Annotated in this window: 26 protein-coding genes; 9 read left to right on the top strand and 17 right to left on the bottom strand. The window is 52.1% G+C overall.

Annotation, left to right across the window (positions count from 1 at the left end):
• The first annotated feature begins 61 nt into the window (after positions 1–61).
• A complete protein-coding gene (locus SIC18_RS02765) occupies positions 62–1,120 on the top strand; it encodes a 3-deoxy-7-phosphoheptulonate synthase (protein ID WP_048347570.1) in 1,059 nt (352 codons plus the stop codon).
• A 22-nt stretch (positions 1,121–1,142) separates the two neighbouring features.
• On the opposite strand, the gene SIC18_RS02760 is transcribed toward SIC18_RS02765, so the two are convergent.
• From SIC18_RS02760 to SIC18_RS02735, 6 genes are all read right to left on the bottom strand, one after another.
• Complete coding sequence (locus SIC18_RS02760; RefSeq protein WP_413430495.1) at positions 1,143–1,754, bottom strand: diacylglycerol/polyprenol kinase family protein; 612 nt, start codon at positions 1,752–1,754, stop codon at positions 1,143–1,145.
• A 43-nt stretch (positions 1,755–1,797) separates the two neighbouring features.
• Entirely contained in the window at positions 1,798–2,820 is a 1,023-nt protein-coding gene (locus SIC18_RS02755; protein WP_048348392.1) for an RpoD/SigA family RNA polymerase sigma factor, read from the bottom strand.
• A gap of 172 nt (positions 2,821–2,992) precedes the next feature.
• Entirely contained in the window at positions 2,993–5,122 is a 2,130-nt protein-coding gene (ppk1, locus tag SIC18_RS02750; RefSeq protein ID WP_048347569.1) for a polyphosphate kinase 1, read from the bottom strand.
• 60 nt (positions 5,123–5,182) lie between these two features.
• A complete protein-coding gene (locus tag SIC18_RS02745) occupies positions 5,183–6,406 on the bottom strand; it encodes an MFS transporter (RefSeq protein WP_048347568.1) in 1,224 nt (407 codons plus the stop codon).
• Between the two features lie 19 nt (positions 6,407–6,425).
• The gene (locus SIC18_RS02740; protein WP_413430494.1) at positions 6,426–7,499 is read right to left on the bottom strand and encodes an anthranilate phosphoribosyltransferase family protein; all 1,074 of its coding nucleotides are present in this window, start codon (positions 7,497–7,499) and stop codon (positions 6,426–6,428) included.
• 91 nt (positions 7,500–7,590) lie between these two features.
• Entirely contained in the window at positions 7,591–7,809 is a 219-nt protein-coding gene (locus SIC18_RS02735; RefSeq protein WP_413430101.1) for a hypothetical protein, read from the bottom strand.
• A 231-nt stretch (positions 7,810–8,040) separates the two neighbouring features.
• Here SIC18_RS02735 and cynS point away from each other — a divergent pair, with 231 nt between their 5' ends.
• Positions 8,041–8,493, top strand: coding sequence for a cyanase (gene cynS, locus SIC18_RS02730; protein WP_413430493.1), 453 nt, complete (start codon positions 8,041–8,043; stop codon positions 8,491–8,493).
• 50 nt (positions 8,494–8,543) lie between these two features.
• On the opposite strand, the gene SIC18_RS02725 is transcribed toward cynS, so the two are convergent.
• The 4 genes from SIC18_RS02725 to SIC18_RS02710 form a co-directional block, all read right to left on the bottom strand.
• Positions 8,544–9,257, bottom strand: coding sequence for a HEAT repeat domain-containing protein (locus SIC18_RS02725; RefSeq protein WP_413430100.1), 714 nt, complete (start codon positions 9,255–9,257; stop codon positions 8,544–8,546).
• Positions 9,258–9,268: 11 nt separating this feature from the next.
• Positions 9,269–10,156 carry a formate/nitrite transporter family protein gene (locus SIC18_RS02720; RefSeq protein ID WP_413430492.1) on the bottom strand — a complete coding sequence of 296 codons (888 nt, stop codon included), beginning with the start codon at positions 10,154–10,156 and terminating at the stop codon, positions 9,269–9,271.
• A gap of 280 nt (positions 10,157–10,436) precedes the next feature.
• Positions 10,437–11,978 carry a ferredoxin--nitrite reductase gene (locus SIC18_RS02715; RefSeq protein WP_413430099.1) on the bottom strand — a complete coding sequence of 514 codons (1,542 nt, stop codon included), beginning with the start codon at positions 11,976–11,978 and terminating at the stop codon, positions 10,437–10,439.
• Between the two features lie 222 nt (positions 11,979–12,200).
• Positions 12,201–12,344: a hypothetical protein gene (locus SIC18_RS02710; RefSeq protein WP_245407173.1), complete on the bottom strand. Its 144-nt coding sequence runs from the start codon at positions 12,342–12,344 to the stop codon at positions 12,201–12,203.
• A 42-nt stretch (positions 12,345–12,386) separates the two neighbouring features.
• Here SIC18_RS02710 and SIC18_RS02705 point away from each other — a divergent pair, with 42 nt between their 5' ends.
• Both SIC18_RS02705 and cobA read left to right on the top strand, forming a co-directional pair.
• Positions 12,387–13,073 carry a DNA mismatch repair protein MutS gene (locus SIC18_RS02705; RefSeq protein WP_250394960.1) on the top strand — a complete coding sequence of 229 codons (687 nt, stop codon included), beginning with the start codon at positions 12,387–12,389 and terminating at the stop codon, positions 13,071–13,073.
• Between the two features lie 11 nt (positions 13,074–13,084).
• Positions 13,085–13,858, top strand: coding sequence for a uroporphyrinogen-III C-methyltransferase (gene cobA, locus SIC18_RS02700; protein ID WP_048347561.1), 774 nt, complete (start codon positions 13,085–13,087; stop codon positions 13,856–13,858).
• A gap of 53 nt (positions 13,859–13,911) precedes the next feature.
• On the opposite strand, the gene moaB is transcribed toward cobA, so the two are convergent.
• Positions 13,912–14,439 carry a molybdenum cofactor biosynthesis protein B gene (gene moaB / locus SIC18_RS02695; RefSeq protein WP_250394971.1) on the bottom strand — a complete coding sequence of 176 codons (528 nt, stop codon included), beginning with the start codon at positions 14,437–14,439 and terminating at the stop codon, positions 13,912–13,914.
• A 58-nt stretch (positions 14,440–14,497) separates the two neighbouring features.
• On the opposite strand from moaB, the gene SIC18_RS02690 reads away from it, so the two are divergent.
• Positions 14,498–14,752: a MoaD/ThiS family protein gene (locus SIC18_RS02690; RefSeq protein ID WP_048347560.1), complete on the top strand. Its 255-nt coding sequence runs from the start codon at positions 14,498–14,500 to the stop codon at positions 14,750–14,752.
• A gap of 10 nt (positions 14,753–14,762) precedes the next feature.
• Positions 14,763–15,194, top strand: coding sequence for a molybdopterin synthase catalytic subunit (locus tag SIC18_RS02685; protein ID WP_413430491.1), 432 nt, complete (start codon positions 14,763–14,765; stop codon positions 15,192–15,194).
• 9 nt (positions 15,195–15,203) lie between these two features.
• On the opposite strand, the gene SIC18_RS02680 is transcribed toward SIC18_RS02685, so the two are convergent.
• The 4 genes from SIC18_RS02680 to SIC18_RS02665 are packed head-to-tail and all read right to left on the bottom strand — an operon-like array spanning position 15,204 to position 17,435.
• The gene (locus tag SIC18_RS02680) at positions 15,204–16,463 is read right to left on the bottom strand and encodes a molybdopterin molybdotransferase MoeA (protein ID WP_413430490.1); all 1,260 of its coding nucleotides are present in this window, start codon (positions 16,461–16,463) and stop codon (positions 15,204–15,206) included.
• A complete protein-coding gene (moaC, locus tag SIC18_RS02675) occupies positions 16,447–16,923 on the bottom strand; it encodes a cyclic pyranopterin monophosphate synthase MoaC (RefSeq protein WP_413430098.1) in 477 nt (158 codons plus the stop codon). Before moaC ends, SIC18_RS02680 begins: the two co-directional genes overlap by 17 nt.
• A 2-nt stretch (positions 16,924–16,925) precedes the next feature.
• The gene (locus SIC18_RS02670; protein ID WP_250394963.1) at positions 16,926–17,246 is read right to left on the bottom strand and encodes a hypothetical protein; all 321 of its coding nucleotides are present in this window, start codon (positions 17,244–17,246) and stop codon (positions 16,926–16,928) included.
• A gap of 27 nt (positions 17,247–17,273) precedes the next feature.
• Positions 17,274–17,435, bottom strand: coding sequence for a hypothetical protein (locus SIC18_RS02665; protein WP_413430097.1), 162 nt, complete (start codon positions 17,433–17,435; stop codon positions 17,274–17,276).
• 123 nt (positions 17,436–17,558) lie between these two features.
• Here SIC18_RS02665 and SIC18_RS02660 point away from each other — a divergent pair, with 123 nt between their 5' ends.
• Positions 17,559–18,014 carry a nitrate reductase associated protein gene (locus SIC18_RS02660; protein ID WP_413430096.1) on the top strand — a complete coding sequence of 152 codons (456 nt, stop codon included), beginning with the start codon at positions 17,559–17,561 and terminating at the stop codon, positions 18,012–18,014.
• On the opposite strand, the gene SIC18_RS02655 is transcribed toward SIC18_RS02660, so the two are convergent.
• Both SIC18_RS02655 and SIC18_RS02650 read right to left on the bottom strand, forming a co-directional pair.
• Positions 17,995–20,223: a molybdopterin oxidoreductase family protein gene (locus SIC18_RS02655; RefSeq protein WP_413430095.1), complete on the bottom strand. Its 2,229-nt coding sequence runs from the start codon at positions 20,221–20,223 to the stop codon at positions 17,995–17,997. The two genes, SIC18_RS02660 and SIC18_RS02655, sit on opposite strands and share 20 nt — an antisense overlap.
• A gap of 78 nt (positions 20,224–20,301) precedes the next feature.
• Entirely contained in the window at positions 20,302–21,864 is a 1,563-nt protein-coding gene (locus tag SIC18_RS02650; RefSeq protein WP_413430094.1) for a NarK family nitrate/nitrite MFS transporter, read from the bottom strand.
• Between the two features lie 241 nt (positions 21,865–22,105).
• On the opposite strand from SIC18_RS02650, the gene SIC18_RS02645 reads away from it, so the two are divergent.
• Positions 22,106–22,705 carry a molybdenum cofactor guanylyltransferase gene (locus SIC18_RS02645; RefSeq protein WP_413430093.1) on the top strand — a complete coding sequence of 200 codons (600 nt, stop codon included), beginning with the start codon at positions 22,106–22,108 and terminating at the stop codon, positions 22,703–22,705.
• Positions 22,702–23,754 carry a GTP 3',8-cyclase MoaA gene (locus SIC18_RS02640; RefSeq protein ID WP_413430092.1) on the top strand — a complete coding sequence of 351 codons (1,053 nt, stop codon included), beginning with the start codon at positions 22,702–22,704 and terminating at the stop codon, positions 23,752–23,754. The genes SIC18_RS02645 and SIC18_RS02640 overlap by 4 nt, the downstream gene beginning before the upstream one ends.
• The last annotated feature ends 45 nt before the right edge of the window (positions 23,755–23,799 follow it).

Below are 23,799 nucleotides of genomic sequence, written 5' to 3'. Positions count from 1 at the left end.
ACACTGTTGTTTGTTGTGGTGGATCGACTTGCGTAATCTGAATTGAATTTCAGGCCAAGGCATGACCACCACCCACGATCTCCATGTGGTGGACACGCGACCACTGATCCCTCCGGCTCTGTTGCATCGCGATCTGCCAATTGATCCAACGGCTTTAGACACAGTGGTAACGGCTCGCAGCCGCATTGAAGCCATCTTGCGTGGATTGGACCGCCGACTGCTTGTGATTGTTGGTCCTTGTTCTGTGCATGATGTGGAGGCGGCTCGCGACTACGCCCGTCGTTTGGCGCCTCTGCGTGAGCGTCATGCAGCCGAGCTGGAGATTGTGATGCGGGTGTATTTCGAAAAACCCCGTACCACTGTTGGATGGAAGGGGTTGATTAATGATCCCCATCTTGATGGCTCTTACGACATCAATACAGGGCTACGGATGGCCCGCTCCTTGTTGCTTGATTTGGCTCGAGAAGGAATGCCCACAGCAACTGAGTTGTTAGATCCTGTAGTCCCTCAGTACATCGCGGATCTAATCAGCTGGACAGCGATTGGTGCACGCACCACGGAAAGCCAGACCCATCGTGAAATGGCTTCAGGTTTATCGATGCCCATTGGCTACAAGAACAGCACCGATGGCAGCGCCACGATTGCCATTAATGCGATGCAGGCTGCCGCCAAGCCCCATCATTTTTTGGGTATCAATCGTGAGGGCCATGCTTCGATCGTCAGTACCTCTGGAAACCCAAATGGGCACTTAGTTTTGCGTGGTGGCAATCGAGGAACCAACTACCACCTGGAAGCGATTCAGGATTCAGCTGCCGAACTGACGAGTGCCGGTCTCCCTGATCGCTTGATGGTGGACTGCAGCCATGCCAATTCCAGTAAAGACTTCCGCCGTCAGAGCGAGGTTTTACAGGCAGTTGCCTCTCAGGTCGATCAGAAGTCAGACCATGTCATGGGCGTCATGATTGAAAGCCACCTTGTGGAAGGCAACCAAAAGTTGTCTGCAGACCAATCGACCCTGACTTATGGCCAGAGCGTGACCGATGCATGCATCAGCATCGAAACCACTGCTGAATTGCTTGGAGAGCTTGCTGCTTCAGTCGCTCGGGCAAGGTTCAGTTAGATCACAGCTCACGAGGAGTTGATCAGCCAGTCATCCAGGTCCAACTCAAGGCCACTCCAAGGGGCACGGTGAGGTTGTCGATGCCCCAGACGCTCAATTGTTCGAGCCCTACAGCCAGCGTGCAGACGGCTAAAAGCCGAAATGGGGTGAGTTGACTTTGGGTCATCAGCACTAAAGCGAGCAACACCACAGCACTTGCGATGGCCATCGTGGTTGTACCGATGATGGACTTGCGCTGATCCAAGATCGTCCAGCTCGGGGAACGGACGGCACGCCCAATCAAACCGGCCAGGCCATCACCGAAGGCCATCACCAGCACCCCGGCACAGGCAGCGGCAGGATTGTTAGCCCAAAACAGGATCAAAAGCAGACAGATCGCGATGCCATAGGCAACGGTCCCGTAGCTGTTTCGCCCCACATCTTCCACCGCGGGAAGCAAATTCCAACGGTGATTGATGAAGGCGAGCAGGGTGACCACCAGAGCACAAGGCACTGCAATGGAGAAAGGAATATGGAGAAGCCAGGCGAGTGGCAGAACCGGTCCAGTGCCAATGTGAACAATCTTGCGACTCAATTCGCGTTGATGAGGCCAGAGGCTGCGGCAGGCAAGAGCGCTGCCGAGGACACCAGCCATCCAGAGGGCGATGAGCAACAGAGATGGCAGAGGCAAGGACGACTCAGGCAGCCTGCTGATGATTGGTCATCGTGCGTAATTTCAAAATGGCTTTGGATTCCAGTTGGCGTACGCGTTCTCGCGACACATTGATCTGACGGCCAATTTCGGCAAGGGTGAGGGGTTCTTCGCCACCAAGTCCAAACCGTAAACGCAAGATTTTTTGTTCGCGCTCATTCAGCTGTGAGAGCCAACCGCCCAGGTGCTCCTTCTGAATGCTGCGATCCATACCTTCCATCGGCTCATCGCCGTTGGGATCTGGGATCAGTTCACCAAGGGTGCTGCGGTCCTCTTCGCCTCGGGCGTGAGCATCAAGAGAGGCGCAGGGGGCGCTTTGGGCGATGAGCTCTTCGAGATCTCTCGGTTCAATGCCCATGGCATGGGCTAATTCCAAGCGGTTTGGTTGACGCCCGAAACGATGGGAGAGCTCCCGGGTGATCTTGCGCATCTTCGACAGCTTTTCACTGATGTGAATTGGCAGGCGGATCGTGCGTGCACTGTTGTCGATCGCCCGTGTCATGCCTTGGCGAATCCACCAATAGGCGTAAGTCGAGAACTTGTAACCCATGGCTGGGTCAAATTTATCGACAGCACGCTCAAGACCGATGGCCCCTTCTTGAACAAGGTCGAGAAGTTCGAGACCTTGGTTTTGGTATTTCTTGGCGACACTCACCACCAACCTGAGGTTGGCTGCCATCATCCGATCGCGTGCCCTCTTCCCCATTCGAATGCGATGGCGTTGTTTGGGTGTGCGTTCTTCTTCTTGTATGTCAAGAAGTTCTTTCATGGCTTGCACATGATGTGCAAGCTCAATTTCTTCAGCAGCTGTAAGAAGAGGAACGCGACCAATGCTGCTTAAGTAATGACCAATGGAATCGGTGGCTAAGCGACCGCTTGAACGATTCCCTCGACCAGAGGTTGTGCCACCTGCGCGATTGGTCGCACTGCGGCGACTGGCTGTCGGCAATAAAAGTTCCTTGGAAGTGCCTTTAGGGGCAGCTTCTTTGGACTCCAGAGGGATCCCCATCACCCTGGCCTCCTGACGAATTTGGGCGCAATTTAGCACCTTGAGGGCTGATGGATTGATGTAAATCTGAAGCTTTTCGGTAACTGGTTATTTGGAGCCGTTGGTGGTGTCAATTGCTACGGAAATATATGATTTATTTCTTTTTTTGGCTTTTCGTTGCTGTAGCGACTTGCTAGCGATTTGGTTGAACTACTGAGCCTCCTTTCCAGTCCTCAATTAACTGCAATTGGGAGTTGCGTTCTTCTCCCTCTGGATAACGCTGAATAAAAGTACCGTCGGTTTGCATGTCCCAAGCACCCCTGTTGTCGCTTAGGTAGCGTTCAAGCAGACGTTCGAGCTGTGCTCTTAAGTCAGGATCATCGATGGGGGTAACCGCTTCGACGCGTCGGTCAAGATTGCGAGGCATTAAGTCGGCGCTACCGATGAACACCTCCGGCTCGCCCCCGTTGTTAAACCAAAAAATACGTGAATGCTCCAAGAATCTGCCAATGATGCTGACCACGCTGATGTTGTCGCTAATGCCTTCAAGGCCGGGGTAAAGGCTGCACATCCCTCTGATGATTAATTGGATCGTGACTCCGGCTTGAGAGGCTTCATACAAAAGGGCAATGATTCCTGGATCTACCAGAGAATTCATCTTCGCTTTGATCGATCCACCACGTCCTTGCTGGGCGTGTTCGATTTCACGGCGAATCAATTCTTCCATGCCTTTTCTTAAGGAGACAGGCGCGACGAGTAGCTTGCGAAAGCTTTGTTGCTTAGAGAAGCCGGTTAAATAGTTAAACAACTCCACGAGGTCCTGGCCGAGTTCTGGTCTTGCTGAAAGCAGACCTAGATCGGTGTAAAGACGTGAGGTTTTGGAGTTGTAATTGCCAGTGCCGATGTGGACATAGCTGCGCAAGCGTTCTTTCTCTTTGCGTACAACCAGAACAATCTTGGTGTGCGTTTTAAGGCCAATGACGCCGTAGACCACATGCACTCCTGAGCGTTCCAGATGTTTGGCCCACTGAATATTGTTGTCTTCGTCGAAACGTGCTTTTAGTTCGACCAGGGCCATCACCTGTTTCCCGTTTTCTGCTGCACGGATGAGTGCTGCGATGATCGGAGAATCTTTGGAGGTGCGGTAGAGGGTCATTTTGATGCCCATCACGAGGGGATCATCTGCTGCTTGATTGATGAATTCCTCGACCGACGTGGAAAACAAGTCGTAAGGGTGATGCAGGAGAACATCGTGGCGGCGTATCACCGAAAAAATGCTCTCGAATTCCTCTTCTTTGATGGATCCGTCTTCCAACATGCCTCTCTGAGTTCGACTGAGGACGGTGGGAGTTTGACCTGAGTGCGTGGTGTCTTTTAGGTGTGGTAGGGGCAGGCTCATCAAGCCGAAGAGGTCATCGAGCCCGAGAGGTCCGTTCACCCTGTAGAGGTCTTCTTCAACAACGGACATTCCCTCCATCAACATCTCCATGACGTCTTGAGGGGTGTCGTCAGCCACTTCCAGGCGGACCACTTCACCACCCATGCGTCGCTTTCGCAGGCCTTGTTCGATTGCGATCATGAGATCGTCGGCTTCAAGGTCGCGGAGTTCCAGGTCTGCATCTCTGGTGACCCGGAAAAAGTAATGCCCTTCAATGCTCATTCCTGGAAAGAGCAAGCTGAGATTGAAGGCAATCACCTGCTCAAGAGGGACTGCCGTGTGCATGGCCTTGGATTCATCGCTGCCAAGCTCTACTGGAATCGATACAAAGCGAGGAAAGATCTTTTGAGGGACCTTCACTCGGGCGAGTTGGCGTTGGCCCGACTCTGGGTCATGGATTAGGGCGGCGACGTTGAGGCTGAGATTGCTAACGAATGGAAAGGGATGGGCAGGATCCACAGCTAGGGGCGTTAAGACCGGAAAAATCGCCGTTTGAAAGAAGTTGTCCACCCAGTGACGTTGTGCTTCGTTCAATTGTTCGTAGTTGAACAGAAAGACTCCAAAGTCTTCGAGGCCTACGCGGAGATGGTTGAGGTAGTGCTTTTGTTGGGCTTCCAGCAGAGCTGAGAGCTGGTTGCGAATCTCATGGAGTTGCTCCCGGGGTGTCAGGCCGTCCTCGCTTCGCTTGTCGATGCCGGCCTCAACCTGAGACTTCAAGGACGCCACGCGCACCATGAAAAACTCATCAAGGTTGTTGCTGAAAATGGCGCTGAATTTGGCCTGTTCCAACAACTGCGTTCTTTGGTCAAGCGCCTGAGCCAACACCCGTCTGTTGAAGGCGATCCAGCTGAGTTCCCGATTGATGTAGAGATTCTCGGGAAGCATGTCGCCGTTAATGATGTGTCTTGAGCACTGTGCTCGCTAGGGAAAGGTAGCAATCGTCCGTCAGCCTGTGGTGTGTTCAAGGGGACTGCGGGTCACCAAGAGCACTACGACCACGAGCAATCCAGCGCCTCCAAAGAATGGACTGGTTTGACCGAGGAGGTCGTAGCCCAGTCCAGCCAATGGTGGACCTAAAAAACTGCCAAGACTCTGCAGTGCTTGCAGGCTGCCAAGGGCTGCGCCTTGCCCTTCATCGCTGAGACGTCGAGATACGAGGCTGCGAAGGCTCGGGGTCACGAGACCCGTTCCGCTGGCCAAAATCCCTACAGCTGTAAACACTCCGATCCTGGCTTGCTCAGGATTTGTGGTGGGGATCAGCAAGCAGCCGGCGATGACGAAACCGAGGCCGATCAACGTGAGTTTCCACTCCCCAAAACGATTCACCAACGGACCGATCAGTACACCCTGGACCACGGTGGCGACGACCCCAACAATCAAAAAGGCAGTGGTAGCCAGCTCTGGCCCCCAGTTGAATCGCTGCTTGAAATAGAGCACCAGGATTGCGGTGAAGCCATTAAAGGCAAGAAAAAATAGAAAAAAGCCCAAGGCCAGACGCCCGACTGCTGGATTGCCAATCACCCGCGCGATTTGAGCGAAAGGGTTGAGCTCCCGTTTGCGAGGAAGCACGCGGCGCTCTGACACCGGATGGGTTTCAGGGAGCAACGTCAATACAACGACAAGATTGAACACGGCGAAGCCGGTTGCCACCCAGATCGGCAGCGTCACGGCAATGCGGGCCAATTGGCCGCCCAGAAAGGGTCCGATAATGAAACCAAGGCCGAAGGCCACCCCGATCAATCCGAAGGCCCTTGCGCGTTTTTCCGGCGGTGTGATGTCTGCGAGTACAGCACCTGCCGTTGCGGCTGTTCCACCGCTCACCCCATCGATCAGACGGGCTCCAAACAGGAGAAAGAGGGGCAACACAGCACCGGTGGGCCAGTCTTGGCTCACCGTGGTCGCGAACAGTCCGAGGCCCACGACGGAACCACTCACGCAGATGGCGATCACGGGTCGGCGGCCGAAGCGATCACTCAGAGCACCGATGAATGGAGTTGCTCCGAACTGTGCGAGGGCGTAGCTGCCAGCTAGCAGACCAAGGGTGCGACCGTCGGCATTGAACGATGCCAACAGATATGGCAGCAATGGAAAAACAATGCTTTCGCTCAGTCGGTCATTGAGCAGCGTTAGAAACGCACTAAATAACGTTGGAACGTGAGGACGGCGCACGTTCGATCGAGGCGGTTATTCACCTTCCCACAGTCGCTCGCCACTCGATCAGTTGCTCTAAGACGGCAGCGCCAACGCCATTGCTTTGCATGGTTTGAGCCTCTTCCACACCCTCCTCCAAGCTTTTGCTGACTCCGCACAACCACAGATAACAGCCTGTGTTCCAACGCAGGGACTGGGCCATCGGCCCCTGACCCAGAAGTGCTTCTTTGGCGTGGGTAGCCCAGACCTCCTCTGATTCCCAGCGGGGATCATTTCCGAAACAGCCATGATCACGGGGATGAACGATGTGTCGTTCGGGTTCACCTGAGTTGTGAATCCGCGCCGTGATCCCTGCCCGACTGACAGGTAGGTCAGTGCCGCCTTCTAAGCCCTTCACGGTGATGACTTCCTTTTCTCCGGCGAGCTCCAGGGCTTGCCAGGCTCGGTTTTCCGTCGGGGGATGGACAAAACCACTGACAAGCAGGTGATGCCCTTGGTGTGCGGTCCAAAGCAGCTCGGCGCTGGCTAGTGGAGGGCGTTTCCCGAGATCATCTCGGGCGGGAATCAGAGCCTCGCCCAGGGGGAAGTGTTCCGGTTGATAAATCAGGGCAAGACCATGCAGGTTGAAACCTGTTTGCACATCGTTGAGAGACAGTTCATGCAAGTTGAGCCCGATCGAAGCAAACAGTTCTGCGGCGGTGATTCCAAATTTCACCGGCATTCGCCTCCCTCCTTGCAAGACCACAGGCTGACCAGACCCCACCAACATCAAGGCCGTTAAGGGGTAGATCGGTGCCGTGCGGGAGCGGCCATCAAAGGGCATGCCAAAGCAGATCGGCCGGGGTTGACCGGGTTCACTGAGAAGACAGGGACCAAGACGTTTATAGGTGTCGAGCATGCCGGTGAGCTCCTGAGGCTCGGGCCGGCGAATGCGATGGGCAATCAAAAAGGCGCCGATTTGAACGTCTGATGCTCCTCCCGTGAGCATCAACTCCATGGCTTCATCGGCTTCGTTTCGAGTCAACCCCTTGCTGGTGTGCTCTCCACTGCCAATTTTGCGTAGCAATTGCTTGAAGGATGCACGCTTTGCGGCTTCAGGAGAGGTTTGCATTGATAGGCCCGGAACCGAAGGCGATCGTTCCGCAGAATTATCCCCTTCGGCGGTATTCATTGATACCTGAGCCTTTTATGAAGCTTCCGAGTTAGGTCCTGCATAGGTCTGCATAGCTTCCATGAAGGGGGTGGAATGGATGCTGACGCCCCTCGGCGTAATAAAGGCGTTCAATCAGCAGATTCGGGAAGGTTTGACGTACAACTGCTGGTGTGACTGATAGAGAGTCAATCGTTAGGAAGCTATTGATAATTTTTAGGGTTTGATTCTGAATTTGATTGAACTGATTCACGATTGCGGAGAGAAACATGAAACGAACTAACCATCAACGCTTATATGATGCTGTCTTCCTCGCCGTCGTTCTGTCGCCGATGCTGCTATTGGCTCTACCGAGATTATGAATCGGTAGTTAATGCATCAGTTTTAGGCCTTGATCTTGTAGATGATTCATTCACTGCTAAGTCGCACCGCAAGGGTTGCTGATCTCTAGTAGTTCGTTTATTGGTCTTATTACATGACTACTTCTACCTTGGCGCCGTCATTGGCTGGTCCCTCACCGTCGACGCTCACCGCTTCGCTCATGGCGGCCAAAAAGGCGAAGGGACTGTCCTTCGCTGATTTAGAGGCGGCCCTTGGGCTCGATGAGGTTTGGATTGCTTCTCTCTTTTATGGCCAGGCAACCGCTTCCCCTGAAGAAGCAGAGAAATTAGCAACATTGTTAGATTTAGATCCAGCCATAACCGCTGCACTGCAGGAGTTTCCGACGAAAGGTAGCCTTGATCCTGTGATCCCTACAGATCCATTGATCTATCGCTTCTATGAAATCATGCAGGTTTATGGAATGCCTCTGAAAGATGTTATTCAGGAAAAGTTTGGTGATGGAATTATGAGTGCCATTGATTTTACTTTGGATGTTGATAAGGTTGAGGACCCAAAGGGGGATAGGGTTGAGATTACGATGTGCGGAAAATTTCTTCCCTATAAGAAATGGTGAGCCATTGACTTTTTAAAGAGCATTGCCCGGCATGGCCGGGCTTTTTTGGCTTAATATTGCTGTTGAAGTTGTTGCTTTGCTTGGGCGAGTCGTTGCGGGTTCGTGAGTTCTAGGCTTAAACAATTCAATTGTGCTTTGCTATGGGTTGTTCCTATACATCCCAGTGCTTTTAATGCGGCTTGAGCACTGTCGTCGGATCCGTTGTGGACGAGCTTGGCCAACCGGTCACTGATGACCTTTTCGTCTCGCCGCTGCAGCAAACGAATGCAGGCAATCACTACAGGATCACGCCAATCTTGAAGAGTACATTCACACAATTGCAGTAATTCACTTGCTTGAAGTTGATGAGATTTGAAGCCAAGAAGATTTAAACCAGCGAGGCGTTGTGCTTGGCCAGGTAATTGCAGAATGTGCTCAAATTGAGGCAGTGTCAGTTCGGAACCCCAGCAACTCAGTGCGTTGAGCAGTAAGGCATCGGGAGTATTGGATTGGTTCAGTTGTGCGAGCAGCCAATCTTTTGCTTCAGGTTGATGGCAGAGGCCGGCGGCATGGATGAATTCAGGTTGAATTCCGTGTTCCTTGATCAGAGTCTGGATGATTGGCCAGCCTGTTTCTGCCAACATCCCCAAGCGTTCAGCCACTGCAAAACGGAGTTCATCAGAAAGGCTGGGAGAGAAAATCTCTCCCAGCCAGGTTGGATTCAATGGAATCCTCCGTGCATTGGACAGCCGATCCCAGAGGGTGGCCTCATCTATTGCACTCATGGGGTTTGAAATTAGCGAGCACCAAGTTCGGCGGCCAGTTCACGTTCCAGTTTCTCATCATGCTCTGTAGGTAGAACATCTGAAATTTTGGTGCGGTGGGTGCTGTAAAAGAGCATGCCGATGAATACCATGCCTCCAACAATATTACCTAGCGTAACTGGGAGGAAATTCCAGAAGATTACTTTGTAAAAGGGCACTCCTGATCCAAGAATCGGTCCAGCGGTGTGTAGGAATTGATTCACAACAATGTGTTCCATGCCTAATGATTGGAAAGCGGTGATGGGTAACCAGCAAGCCAAGATTTTTCCTGGAACACTTTTACTCACAAGAGCCATCGTGACGCCGAGGCAAACCAACCAGTTGGCAACAACTCCGCGCAGGAATGCTAAAAAGAAGCCCATACTTCCAAGGGCCTCGTACTTCTTCACAACGTTGATCTGATTAAGAGCAACGATTTTCTGAGCAACGAGATCCCAAATCGGTGGTCCAACATTTTCAGCAGCAGCATCCAAGCTGCCACTCGTCAGGCTGATGGCCATGATGATCGCCACCACAAGAGTGCCAATGAAATTACCAATCCACACCCACACCCAATTGCGAAATGTTGCATTCCAGCTGCATTTGCCGGCCCAGGTTGCCATCGGCAGCAATGCGAAGTTACCGGTCACGAGCTCCATCCCGAAGAGGACAATGCTTGCAAAACCAAATGGGAATAGGAGAGAACCTACGAATGGCAGTTTTGTCAGGATTCCCACCGTGAGGGCCAGGACCACTGCGAGACCAAGAATGGCTCCGGAGTAAAAACCACGGATCAGCAGGTTTTTAATGCTGACTGTTGCTTTCTTGCCGCCGGCTAAAATCATGCCGTCGACGAGTTCATTAGGTAGGACGTAGTCCATCTGGGACGCTGTTGCACTCATGATTGGGTGTTTAGTAGATGAAAGGGAATCAACCGCTGACGCGATTCATGAAGCGTGAGAAAAAATCTTGATTCTGTGGTGCTACAGAAATTGGTGCTTTATCTTCCCCACTTGCGCTAAGCCAGTTAACAAAACGCGATAGGAAATCAACTTTGAAAGCCATTGTGAAATAAGCCGATGTGAAGATTGCTGAAACGTTGAACCATGGCTTCAAAACAAAGCGCCACGGTTTTCTGAAAGGAGTAGCGATTTAGTGCGATTAAGCCCGAGGTTTTGCTCCGAATTGTTCAATCAGAACCTGTTTAAGAACATTTTGAATCTCCTCTGCAGGAATAGCCTTTTGCTGAATTTCGCCGATCTGTGGGTTTTCGCCTTGCGACCCTCCAATGCTCAGCGTGTAGCCCTCACCCATTTCGCCCTTACTGTTTTTCGCTTTGGTGCCTGTCAGGCCAATCGCACCCATGAAGGCTTGCCCACAGGTATTGGGGCATCCGGTCCAATGGATCTTGAGCTCTTCGGGCAGTTCGAGTTCTGCATCGAGTCGCTTAGCAGCAGCAATCGCTTGATCTTTGGTGTTCGTGAGACCAAAACTGCAGTAGGTGTTGCCTGTGCAGGAGACTGTTCCCGCTGCGATTGCACCTGGTTCAAGAGGGAAGCGCTGCAGCAAAGGATCGGCTTTGAAGCGGTCCAGCTTGGATGTTGTAAGCCCCACGATGATGACGTTCTGGTCTTCTGTTAGGCGAATTTCTCCAGTTCCGTATTCCTGGCTCACTGTGGCTAGGTTGTGAAGGTCGGCTGCAGTGAGTCTTCCAACGTTTACATGCAGCCCTGCGAAAAACTCATCTGCATTTTTTTGTGGGTGGATTCCGTAGTGAGAACGTGGGTTGGAGTTAAAGACTGACCCTGGATCCTCTGTGAGTGGACCAAAGAGGCCTTCCACCTCATTCCTAAAAGTGTCGATACCTAGTTGATCGAGATACATGCGGAACCGGCCTTTGGGGCGCTTGTTTCGTTCGCCGTTGTCACGCCATAAGCGAATGACGCAATCTGTCATTTTACAAATTTCATCCTGCTTCACCCAGGCATTCAGGGGAATGGCATAAGCATTCATCTGTGAAGAGAGGATCCCTCCGATCCAGACACCGAAACCCATCACACCATCGCGTTCAACGGGGTGAAAGACGATGTCGTTGTGAAGTAAGAAATTATCTTTGGCGCCAGCAACAGCAGTATTCCATTTGCGAGGAAGATTGGAAAACTCTGGATTGCCTTGGCAATTATTGGTTAGAAAGTTATGTAGTTCGGTTGTGAAGGGACGAGTGTCGATGATTTCGTTCGGATCAATTCCTGCTAAGGGATTTCCAGTGACATTTCTAGGGTTGTCAAATCCTGATTGAATTGAACTGAGACCAACGGCCTTCAAGCGTTTTATAATATCGGGGAGATCGTCAAGTAATACTCCTCGAAGTTGCAAGTTCTGTCGTGTTGTGATATCGCAGCTTCCATTTTCGCCGTAACGTTCAACAATGGAAGCGACAACGCGGATCTGTTCGTTGCTGAGCACACCATTGGGTACTCGCAGGCGAAGCATGAATTTTCCTGGAGTTTTTGGCCGCCAGAACATCCCATACCATTTGAGGCGCAGCTGAAGATCGGTTTCATCAACCTCTTCCCAGCCAATTCTTGCAAACTCTTCTAATTCACTTCCAACAAGAAGGCCATCTTTAGAGGCTTTGTTTTGCTCAATTTTATTGAGCGTCTTGTTTTCTAGGAATGGTCTTGTTGGGATTTGAATGCTCATAGCGCTGATGCTTGATACGGGAATTCGTCTGTAAGCGACATTTCCAGCACATCAGAGAAAAATCCGTGCTGCAAAATGTTTATAGCGATCGATGGGGTGATGTTTCGGTATCGGTTGGAACCAAATTGGCGGCTCCTGACTTGAAATATTGTTTGATTGGCTACATGCAAGTGCTTTGATTTCTGGCTCTATAGATTTGAATTTCAGAAGCAGAAGATTGCATCAGTATTGGCGGCCGATTTCTCCGATCCAGCGAACAGCCCCCTGGCGGATCATGGACCAAACCCTTGCCATGGCAGCTAAGTCGCGATCGAAATCATTCTTGAACCGCTGCGATGCTCGGTTGTTGCGAACGCTTGATTGCATGGGGGCGCGAGAATGCCCTCTGCGGTAGTAAGTCATGCATGCATGAACGGAAACCACCTGACTACATCAGTTCAAGGGGCTTTTGATCCGTGGCCGTTGTTACGGAAACGGGGCGAATCAGGGGGTGCAACTGCCCTTCGTCTGGTGGTCCACGGCCGTTCTGGTGGCCTCGTTCCCCCTTGTGTGCGGGAGATTTCGGTGGCTGTTGCTGAGTGCCGAGCGGCCCCAGTTGAATTGGAGGTGCTCACCGCAGAGGTTCCGACGGCAGCGCAGTGTGACTCACAATGGCTGGTGCCCCTTCTCTTGCTTCCTGGCAGTCATGCCAGAAGCGATGTGCCTCTGATTCGTGATCGCTTGAGGAGCGAGGGCGTTGTGGTGAAGCCTCTTCCCTTTCTTGGTTCCTGGGAGTGTTGGTGGGTGCTGATGTCCCGTTGGATTGAGGTTGTTGTTGCTCAAAATCGATCTCTGGCACTCGTTCACCATCCATTGAGGCCAGGGCTCTCTGATCGCTTTTTGATTTCAGTGCAACGTCGCTTCGGCTTACCTGTGGTGGCCTTTGATGTCTGGGACCAGTTTGCTAAGAATCAACCCAACATGGTTCCATTGCCGCTCTCGCTGGCTCCCAACCGGATGTCGGAGGCGTTGGGTCAGGCTGGTGGGCTGCCATCCCTCTTAGAAGTTCCCGAGCTTCGTCAGGGTCTTATTCATTGTCTAGCTGCATTGCCGTGATTGATTCGACCATGACAGGAACTGTGTATCTCGTCGGTGCTGGACCAGGAGATCCCGACCTTCTCACCGTGAAGGCTCATCGTCTACTGCGATGTTGTGATGCTCTCGTCTACGACTCCCTGGTTCCAAGCGAGGTCCTGAATCTCGTTCCAGACTCTTGTGAACGTCATTTTGTCGGCAAACGTCGCGGACACCACTCCGTGCCTCAGCCCAGTACCAACTCAGTGTTGGTGGCCTTGGGTCAGCGCTATCAAACGGTGGTTCGCTTAAAAGGTGGAGATCCTTTCCTGTTTGGTCGTGGTGGAGAGGAGGCCGCTCATCTGGTGTCCCATGGCATTGCGGTTGAGGTGGTTCCGGGAGTCACGGCCGGGATTGCCGCTCCGGCGTATGCCGGAATTCCGGTCACGCATCGTCGAGCAGGCTCGTCGGTCACCTTCGTAACGGGTCATGAGGAGATTGACAAACGTCGCCCATCCGTGAATTGGCGTGCGTTAGCTACGGCGAGTGATGGTTTAGTGATTTATATGGGTTTGCATAACCTTCCTCGGATTGCCGAGGAATTAATCGCCGGTGGTTTAGATGGAGATACTCCTGTGGCTGTCGTTCAGCAAGGCACGGTTGCTGGTCAGCGTTGCTTGAAGGCACCCTTGCGGGAGGTGGCAGAAGCCACCCGAACAGAAAAATTTGCATCGCCTTCCATCGTTGTCGTGGGAGATGTGGTGAACCAGCAAGTCACTGCTTGCTCACCTGAGCCCGCTGCGGTCACGATGCCCATTCCATTTTGAAGTCCGTTCCTTTTGCCGCAGCGATGATTCAGACCAGTCCGAGTCCTATTCACCTAATCAGGATTGAGCTTGGGTGTCCAAGATGTTTCCCGTAATCGCGGCAGAAGTTGCACAAGGTTGCAAGGACGGGTGTTCGCGTCCAATTGGCTGGAGATAATTCGATCCCAAGCTGTTTGAACAGCATCTAAAGAACCGGGAAGAACGAAAACGATGGTGCCGTTGGCGACGCCAGCAAGGCAACGACTTTGAAGAGTGCTGGTGCCAATGCTTTCGTAGGACAGAACGCGGAACAGTTCTCCGAAACCGTCGATGGTTTTGTCGAGTAAGGGAGCGATGGCTTCCGGGGTCCCATCACGACCTGTGAGCCCAGTCCCGCCGCTGGTGATCACCACATCAATGGTTGGGTTGGCGATCCATTGACTCAGCTCAGATCGAATGAGGTAACGATCATCAGGGCAGATTTTTCGATCACTCAGTTGATGACCTGCCGTTGCCAGGCGTTGTGCCAGTGCGTCGCCGCTGCTGTCTTCCGCCCTTGTGCGTCGGTCGGAAATGGTGAGAAGAGCAATGGAGAGGGTCAGTTCAAGATCATGCGCCTGTTCTGACGCTAAAACCAAACAGTGCTCGAGATTGTCCACTATGACGAAATCTCAGGAGAGATCCATCCACGTGTTGTTGTTTGCCTCTCTTCGCGACCAAGCGGGCTGGGCTGAACAATTGCTGACGCTCCCTGACAGAGAGGTTGTTACCGCTGAAGATATCTGGACTCAGTTGCACCTTGGTCCTCGACCTGCAGCGGTGCAAATTGCGATTAATCAGCAGTTGGTGGCTCCGATGACGTCGGTGCATTCCGGGGATGAAATCGCGTTTCTTCCACCATTTACGGGAGGTTAAAGGGAGTTTGATGCAAGAGAAGATCACGATCCAAATTCACAGCCAAATCTTTGATCCTTGGATTCACTTGGCTGCGTGGTCGTCTCAGGCGGCGGCGTTAGCCACATTTGTGGGTCGTGTGCGTGATGTTGCGCAGGATGGAAGACCTTTGGACGCGTTTGAGCTCACGCACTATCCAAAAATGTGTGAGGGAGTCATCCGTCAGAACGCACAACGGTTGTTGATTGATCACGGTGCCAACTCAGCTCTTGTGCTTCATCGGGTGGGTCGCATGCTGCCCTCGGAGGTGATTGTGCTAGTGGCTGTTGAGGCTGATCGTCGTGGCCCTGCTCAGCGTTGTTGCATGGATTTGCTGGAGGCGATTAAGCATCAGGCTCCTTTCTGGAAAAGAGAATGGAGGAATGGGCAGGGCACATGGCTCAGCGGCAATACACCGCTTTGAATGCATGAACTAGAGGAGGCGTGTTCGGATCAGTTGCGCCCAAAGACTCTCGCCCGCTTCCAACCCTCCTGTTTGTGCGGGAATCTCCAGCAAAAGATCGCTGTTTAGCAGGGAGCCAATGCGGGATGAGGCTTGTGAATCGCTCACTCGCGCCATGAGCTCTCCGCTCGCATCGACCTCCAATTGAGCGCGGGCGAGTTCGGGGCGGCCTGGCCGGCGAGCCAAAGCGTTGGCCAGTTTGACTTTGACGCGTGGAAATAAATCAGGCTCTTCTTGACCTTCCAGCAACTGCAAGGCGGGCCAGAGCAGCTGTAGGGCGGTGATTGCTGCAGCGACAGGGTTTCCAGGGAGGCCAAAGAAAGGCACGTTGCCTTCTGGGCTGTTGATGTGCCCGAAGGCGAAGGGGCGTCCTGGCTTCAGAAACAGTTTCCAGAAACTCACTTGCCCCAATTCGTTGACAAGCTCCCGGATCCAGTCAGTGTCACCAGCGGAAATTCCCCCTGTGCTCACCACAACATCACAGGTTTGGCTGAGTTCAGCTAGCGCCTGCCGCAAAGCTTCTGGTTGATCGGGAACCACGCACCGCGAATGCACGACCTGGCGGAGGTTGTGCAAGATCGCCTCAAGCAGGGTGCCATTGCTCTCCCATATCTCTCCTGTTCGTCGTTCTAGGCCAGCTGGCACGAGCTCATCGCCGCTGATCAGGAGGCCAATGCGAGGTTTTTGATGGACCTGAAGCGTGGCTACACCGCAACCTGCTAAGCGTCCAAGCTGGGAAGGCGTTAAGCGCTGGCCATGATTTATCAATAGATCCCCGGTTTTGCATTCTTCGTCTTCGGCTCTGATCCAGGGTTGATCCGAAACTTCAACAGCCAAGGTCAGTTGCGTTTGGCTGGTCTCCGCACATTCTTGTGGCAAGACCCAGCCTGCTCCTTCTGGGAGGGGGGCTCCGGTCAAGATACGGATGGCTTCACCAGCGTTTAAGACCCGATCAAAAGGAGAGCCAGGGGCTGATCGACCTTGGAGAGTCCAGTGTTGGCCGACTGTTGGACGCTTGTTTTGCCCTAGGGCATACCCGTCCATGATCGAGGCTTGGAACCCTGGAATCGAGACCTGAGCAGTGATTGACCGGGCATTGACGCGCCCTAGAGCCTCCTCAAGAGACACGGTTGTTAACGCATTGATTGGGCGGATGTCTGCGAGTAGACGATGTCTGGCTTCGCTAAGAGGTAACCCTTCGCGTCCATAGGGCTCAACGGGACCAGGCACCGTTGCGACCTCCATCTTTATGGGTAAGAACGATCTGACTCAACGTCATCCCTGGATCAATCGACTTGAGCATGTCGTAAAGCGTGAGCAATCCAATGGACACTGCTGTCATGGACTCCATCTCCACACCCGTGTTGTTTGTTGTGCTGCATCGGCAGCACAGGATGAGTCCCGGTAGTGAGGAGTCCGGTTCAATCGTGACCTCCACACCACTGAGTGGTAACTGGTGGCAAAGGGGAATGAGTTCCCAGGTCCGCTTCGCCGCCTGAATGGCTGCGACTCGCGCAACAGCGAGCAGATCACCTTTAGGTGTGTTGCCGGAACGGATCAGTTCCAGCGTGGTTGGCTGCATTTGAAGGCAGCCTTTAGCGGTTGCTTGGCGTTTCGTTGGACGGCGATCACCCACATCAACCATGTGAACTTCACCTGATGTGTTGAGGTGAGTGAGGCCTTCTTCCATGTTCAGCGGCTTCCTAAGGCAGACCAAAGTGTTGCCTCAGATCCCACAACTGGATCCACAACGGCTTTTGGCGATGCGTTGGTGGCCGTTGCTGACGAAAGTTGCTCAACCAACTCGCTGCGGGATCCCATATCGGCCCAGAGGGTGGCTGGTGAAGCAATCACTGGCTCCACTTGTGCATTGGGTCTGGTGCCGTCGATCGCAACCCCACCTTGACTGCGCACCATTTGGACCGCAAGTGAGCCAACAATGAAGGCTCCTAGAAAGCCCGTCGCGATTGCGATTTGGCTGCGATTTCCTGTAGAGACGACCCCAGAGTTCATGCCTAAATTGAAGAATTCAGACTCTCACTATGGAAACGTGTTGAGTGAATCGCTACCAAATGAAGCAAAAGCTCCAGGATAATTCACATTCTTGACGCCGTAGGGGGTGCCTGCATGCGCATTGGCTTCGCTGGTATACCAGCCGTGAAGAGAGCCAAGAAGAAGTCCAAGTGAAATGGCTAAACGCATCCAAGAGGCCATAAGCTCACAAAATCTTCTCTTTGAACGTTGAAGCTCGAGGTTGCGAATGAAACCATTTCGGGGGCGATGTCTACAAATGGTTCAGCTTGAACAATTTACGTCGTTAAATGCATGAATCAAGCCAGTCATTGCTTTGGGTTTGAGAAGGATTTTGTTGGGAATTGGCGTTGTATTCCTCTTTGTGTCAGGCGAAAGCTAGACCTCATTGGTGTCAAACTGAAGTTGAGTCACTGGATGGAGTTCACTCGGGAGCAGCGCCAAGATTTGGTGGATTGGCCTGATCAACCTTCAGCTTTGTCTGGCATGCGGGAGCACTTGCGAAAGCTCACCCTTGAGACTGCCGATGGGATGGTGAAAGATCTACCCATAGCGGTGGAGGAGCCTTGGCAGACTTTGGCTGTGATTCCAAAGGCTGTTCAGCAAGCAGCTTGGGAGAGATCTGCTTCCATCGGCACGAACCAATGGGCTGATTTATTTGAATTGGAGCGTTTTGCCCTATGTAAATTGGCTCGTCCTGGCCATGATCATCACAACTTGGATGCTGCTTTTAGCGAAATACTGGGTTGATCAATTGTCGAAGTGCTTCCAAGCGACCAGCTTCCTGTTCGATTGGTTTGATGACGGAAACTGCTGGAGCGACGATGACTGCACTTGCTTTTAATTCTGGTTGTTTTGATATGGGGCAAGCCTGTTCATGCATCAGTGCATTCACTTCACAGGCTTGAGCTTGCGTGAATCCCCAATGCATCGGAAGAAAGACTGTGCTCCGTCGGATTTTGTCTGTGACTTTCACGCGAGCGGTGAGTTGGCCCCTTCGGGAGCTAACCGCGGCTAGCTCTCCATGCTTCACTGCAAATTGATCCGCATCTTTAGGGTTAATTTCTAAGAGGGGTTCTGGGTGCATCGTTTTTAAGCGCTCTACCTTCCCTGTCCGAGTCATCGTGTGCCACTGTCCGAGATAGCGGCCAATCGTGAGAACTAGTGGGTAGGTGTCACAGGGTGGCTCTGCAAGACCAAGCGGTTGGTCGCTACAGAACCGTGCTCGTCCATTTGCGGTTAAAAACTTGTGATTGGTGTACAGCCGTTTTGACTCTTGAGATGGTGAACTGTCTTGAGGAAATGGCCATTGTTGTGGTCCTTCTTTGGCAAGCACTTCATGACTTAATCCTGAGACATCGCATAATCGTTTTTGTGTTAATGCTGTGAATTCTGCGTATACCTCGGCTGCAGAGTTGTATGTGAATTGTTCTTTGAAACCAAGGCGCCGTCCGATTTCGGCAAACACCTCCCAATCGGGACGACTTTCTCGATGGAGATTTCTGAATGCAGGGCAGTAAGTAACCCTTCGTTCAGAGTTGGTCATGGTTCCAGTTTTTTCGCTCCATTGAGCAGCTGGTAAAAGCAGATGGGAGTAATGCGATGTTTCTGAGTCTGCATAGGCTTCGCTAACAACGACCAAGGGGCAGCGCTTCATCGCTGCTTTAACGCGCTCTAGATCTGGCATGCTCACCAGAGGATTGGTTGCAGCCACCCACCACAAATCAAGCTCTCCTCGCTCCATCGCCTCCACCTGTTGCCAGGCCGTAAGGCCAGGCTTGGACGCAATTTTCCCTTTGGTAAAACCCCACGTGTGCTCGACTTCAGCGCGATGCTCGGGGTTCGTGACTTGGCGATATCCAGGCAGAAGATGGGAGAGGCCGCCTGCTTCTCTGCCTCCCATGGCGTTGGGTTGTCCTGTGAGTGAAAAGGGTCCGGATCCTTCTTTGCCAATTTGACCCGTCAATAAGTGCAAGTTAATGATTCCACCCACTACTGCGGTTCCTTCGCGCCGTTGATTCACGCCCATCGACCAGAGGCTCAAGACTTTTTCGCGGCGATGAAAGAGCTGGGCGACTTCCCGAAGGCGTTTTTCTGGAATGCCACAAAATAAGGCCACCCGTCTAGGCGTCCAGCGGGCAACGACATCAAAAAAGGAGTCGTAGTTGTCTGTGCAATCGTCGATAAATGCAGGATCCTGTCCGTTTTCACGCATCACCAGGTGGGCGATGCCATGAAGGAGGGCAAGGTCACTTCCAGGGGCTACCGCCAGGTGGATGTCAGCTGCCTTTGCGGTATCGGTTTGGCGCGGATCTACCACCACGATGGTGAGAGAGCCTGGATGTCTTTTTTTTCGTTTCAATAATCGTTGAAAGAGCACTGGATGGCACTCGGCAGTGTTGGTTCCGATCAGGAATGCCACCGTGCAATGGTCTAGGTCTTCGTAGCTGCAAGGCGGACCATCTGAGCCGAAACTACGGGTGTAGCCGGCAACAGCAGAACTCATGCAGAGTCTTGAATTAGCGTCGAAATTGTTAGTCCCTAGTGCCCCTTTGAGTAATTTTTGAGCTAGGTAATAATCTTCGGTATGGAATTGTCCGGAGCCATACATGGCGATGGAGTTTGGCCCCTTGGATTTCAGGCTTGTTTTGATTTGGCTTGAGATGCGCTCAAGAGCCTCATCCCAGCTGATGGGTTGGAACTCGTCATCAAGACTGGTTCGGCCAAGGGGTTGATCAAGTCGGCCCCTTGAGAGGGTTTCGCCGACTGTGGCCCCTTTGATGCAAACTTGGCCGAGACTTGATGGATGGAGTCGATCTCCTCTAGCTGTCCACATAGGAGTTCCATCTGCATCTCGACGGACCGCTTCCCCTTTCTTTGCTGGTGGTCGTAAGTCCAGACCACACCCCACTCCGCAATATGGACATTGACTGCGAATGGTTGTGGTTGGCTCTGCCATGATTTTGATATGGGCGTAATAGCAATACCCGGTGCCAAAGGCACCGGGTGCGATGTTGTTATGAGAAGGTTTTTGGAATCAGTTCTTTGCGAATTGAGGACTCGTTGTTTCTCCTTCATGTAATTCAGCGAAGGATCCTTGCGGTTCCTTGAGGAAAAAGAAGCAGAAGAAGGCAACAATTAGACCAGCGATTCCTAAAACTTGGAAGAAAGCACTATTGGAGGCTGCAATGATTTCTGGTGAAGGATCCTTTCCTCCACCCATCCACATGGGAAGCAGGCTAAAAATAGTGAGATAAGTCACGGCTCCAACATTGCCATAAGCTCCGACCAAGCCAGCGACTTGACCTGTAACGCGTCGCTTCACCAAAGGAACGAGAGCGAACGTTGCTCCTTCTCCAGACTGGACGAAGAAGGAGGCAAGCATCGTGATCAAGACAGCAATGATGATCCCTGTCGTTCCACTGAAAGTGCCAGGTTTGATCATGCTCATGACGAGATAACCAATTCCTAAACCCGCTGTTAAGAAGCCCATTGTGTTCTTTCGGCTCCCTAGCTTGTCGGAAATTAGTCCACCAGCCGGGCGAGCCACAAGATTCACAAAGGCGAAGCAGGAGGCGAGGATGCCAGCGGTTGCCTTTGGAAGATCAAACGTGGTTTCGAAGAACGTTGGCAACATTGAAACGACAGCCAATTCAGATCCGAAATTCACGATGTATGTGAGTTCAAGAATGGCAACTTGTTTGAATTCGTAGCGATCTTCTTTGGGGTAGACCTTTGTGCCCAAGATCAATTCACGATTGGTACGAATAATTCCCCATGTTTGAAAGATGAACCAGATCAGAACGGCACCTAGAGCCAGTGGATAGGTACCGGTATTGAGGAAACCAACTTTTTGCAGACGCCAGCAGAGCACACAGAGAATGGCGGCAAAGGGCACGTTCATGCCGAGCAAACCCCAAAAATCACGCATGGAAGTTACTTCCAAGCCTGCTGTGCGATTCGGTCTTTGATAAACCTTGCCTGGAGGTGTATCGGTGACGTTGAAGTAATAGATGAAGCCGTAAACAGCAGAGATAATCCCCGTTAGTGCAATTGCACCACGCCAATTAATGATTGCACCTGAGGGAAGTTCGAAGCCGCCTGAGAACGAGAGCCATCCGGCGAGTCCAACCAGAGTTAGAGCGGAGAATGCGGATCCAAAATTGCCCCAGCCGCCATAGATCCCCTCAGCGAGGCCAATCTCTTTGGGAGGGAACCATTCAGCCACCATTCGGATACCAATCACAAAGCCTGCACCAACGATCGAGAGCAGCAGGCGTGCCACGACTAATTGATTGAAATCTTGTGCAGAGGCAAACATCAGGCAAGGAATGACCGAAAAAACCAGAAGACTGGAATAAGTCAGTCGAGGCCCAAATTTATCGAGAAGCATTCCAATCAGAACACGCGCTGGAATTGTGAGAGCCACATTGCAGATGGCCACTGTGCGTATCTGACCAACACTCAAGCCCAAATCTGCTTTAACAGTGGTGGCAAGTGGAGCCAAGTTGAACCAGACCACAAAGGTCAGAAAAAATGCGAACCAGGTGAGATGAAGAGTTCGGTATCTCCCTTGGAACGACCAGAGTTCTCCAAGCATGGGGGTATTGATGGATGGATGTAAACCCCGGCTTCTTAATAAATGCGCTCAGGATTGAAGCAGCGGCGCAAATGCAAACCGCTTTTTGATTTGATCATCGATCGAATCCCTGTCTCGTCGCGACGGATACCGAATGGACACAGAACTACATAATTGGCTAGATCGATTTCAGGGCTTTTCTTTCGTTTGGATGCATTCGCTACATTTCGACCAAATGTGTTGTGCCCGGATAATGGTTTAGATGGCTGATTTCTCGTTGGTGCAGGATCTTGAGGCTTGCGTGCTTTCTGGCGGATTGAGCCGACGCATGGGGCGTGACAAGGCGTTGATTCCTCATCCGCAAGGTGGCTGTTGGTTGACTCGTAGCATTGAATTGAGTCGAAAACAGGGTCTGGCTGTTCATGTGGTCAGTTCGCATTCAAGCCATGACCTGTTGGCTTCAGCGCTGGATGGTGTGACATGCAGGTCAGATCCTTTTCCTGGTAAGGGACCATTGGCTGCACTTTCGGCTGTCTTTGGTAAGACCAAGGCCCTAGGTTTGTTAGTGATGCCTGTCGATATGCCTTGGTTGGAATCCACGACTCTTGATCAGCTGATTGGAGTCTGGAGGGAGAATCCCTCCGTTGCGCTGGTGTCGCATGACGGGAACCGACTTCAACCCCTGTTTGCCATCTATCCCAATGACAGTGTTTATCAGACCACCATGTTGCTTCAATTGGCTTCTGATCAGTTGAGAATGCTCGATTGGCTTCATCAAGTGCCGTATCAGACGCTCGTACTTCCTGAGGCCCTATTGCGCAACGCTAATTGCCCTGCTGATCTCACAGTGCTTGATGAATGATGCAGCCATCATCGGTGATTGATTTGCTCGATCGGCCTCTCGGAGTGTTGAGGCTATCTCTCACTGCTCGTTGTAATTTAGCGTGTCCATATTGCTGTCCGGATAGTGTGGAGCCGCAGGGCTTGTTGTCAACTTTAGATCAGCTGCGATTGATTCATTCGGCGTGCGCTTTAGGGGTTCATACTTTGCGTCTAACAGGTGGTGAGCCTCTTTTAACCGATCGACTTTGGCCGCTCCTCGAGGCGCTTTCGGTTGGTAGAGCAACGCCCGGCCATCCCCTGTCTCGATTAAAAGACCTAGCAATTACGACGAATGGATCACTCCTTGATGACGCGAAAGCTCAACAACTGCGTGCTTTGGGAGTTGATCGCATCACCATTAGTTTGGATGCTGTAGATGCTGAAAGTATCGCCAGAATGGCCGGTCTTCGTCGTGGAGCGGAGGCTGGGCTTGAATTATTCAAGCGTGTGTTGGCAGGCATTGATGCTGCCCGTGCTGCCGGGTACGAGCCTGATGAAGGTGCCCTCAAGCTGAATGCTGTGATTCAGCGTGGTCGCAATGATGATCAATTGATTCCTTTGGCTCGTCTGGCTCGTCAGCAGCGGATGGAATTGCGTTTGATCGAATACATGGATGTTGGGAATCGGAATGGTTGGTGTCTTGATCAGGTGATGCCAGCCACTGAGATGATTCAGCTCCTTCACAGCCATTGGCCGCTTCAACCTATTGGTCGACAACCTGGGGGAACAAGTAGCCAATGGCTTTATCAAGATGGTGAAGGGTCTATTGCCACAATTGCATCAATTACGGAGCCATTCTGTTCTGATTGTAATCGTCTTAGGATCACTGCTGATGGGCAAGCATTTACCTGTCTATTCGCAAGTGAAGGCATTGATTTGCGCCGATGGCTACGTATGGATGTCTCCGATTCTGAGCTTGCAGAGGTGATGACTCAGCTGTGGACGGGCCGTTCTGATCGTTTTAGTGAAGATCGTGGATTAATGCAGGTTGGCAATCATCATGCTGAGATGGCTTATTTGGGTGGATGAGTGGCCTTTGCTACGGATTGAAAGAGATATCGGCGTTAAATCTGG

The organism is Synechococcus sp. Cu2B8-bc1011 (genome assembly GCF_047302735.1).
In the GTDB taxonomy this organism is placed as follows: Bacteria; Cyanobacteriota; Cyanobacteriia; order PCC-6307; family Cyanobiaceae; genus Synechococcus_C.
The sequence above is the reverse complement of the archived record's forward strand: the minus strand, read 5'-3'. Positions and strand labels throughout refer to the sequence as shown.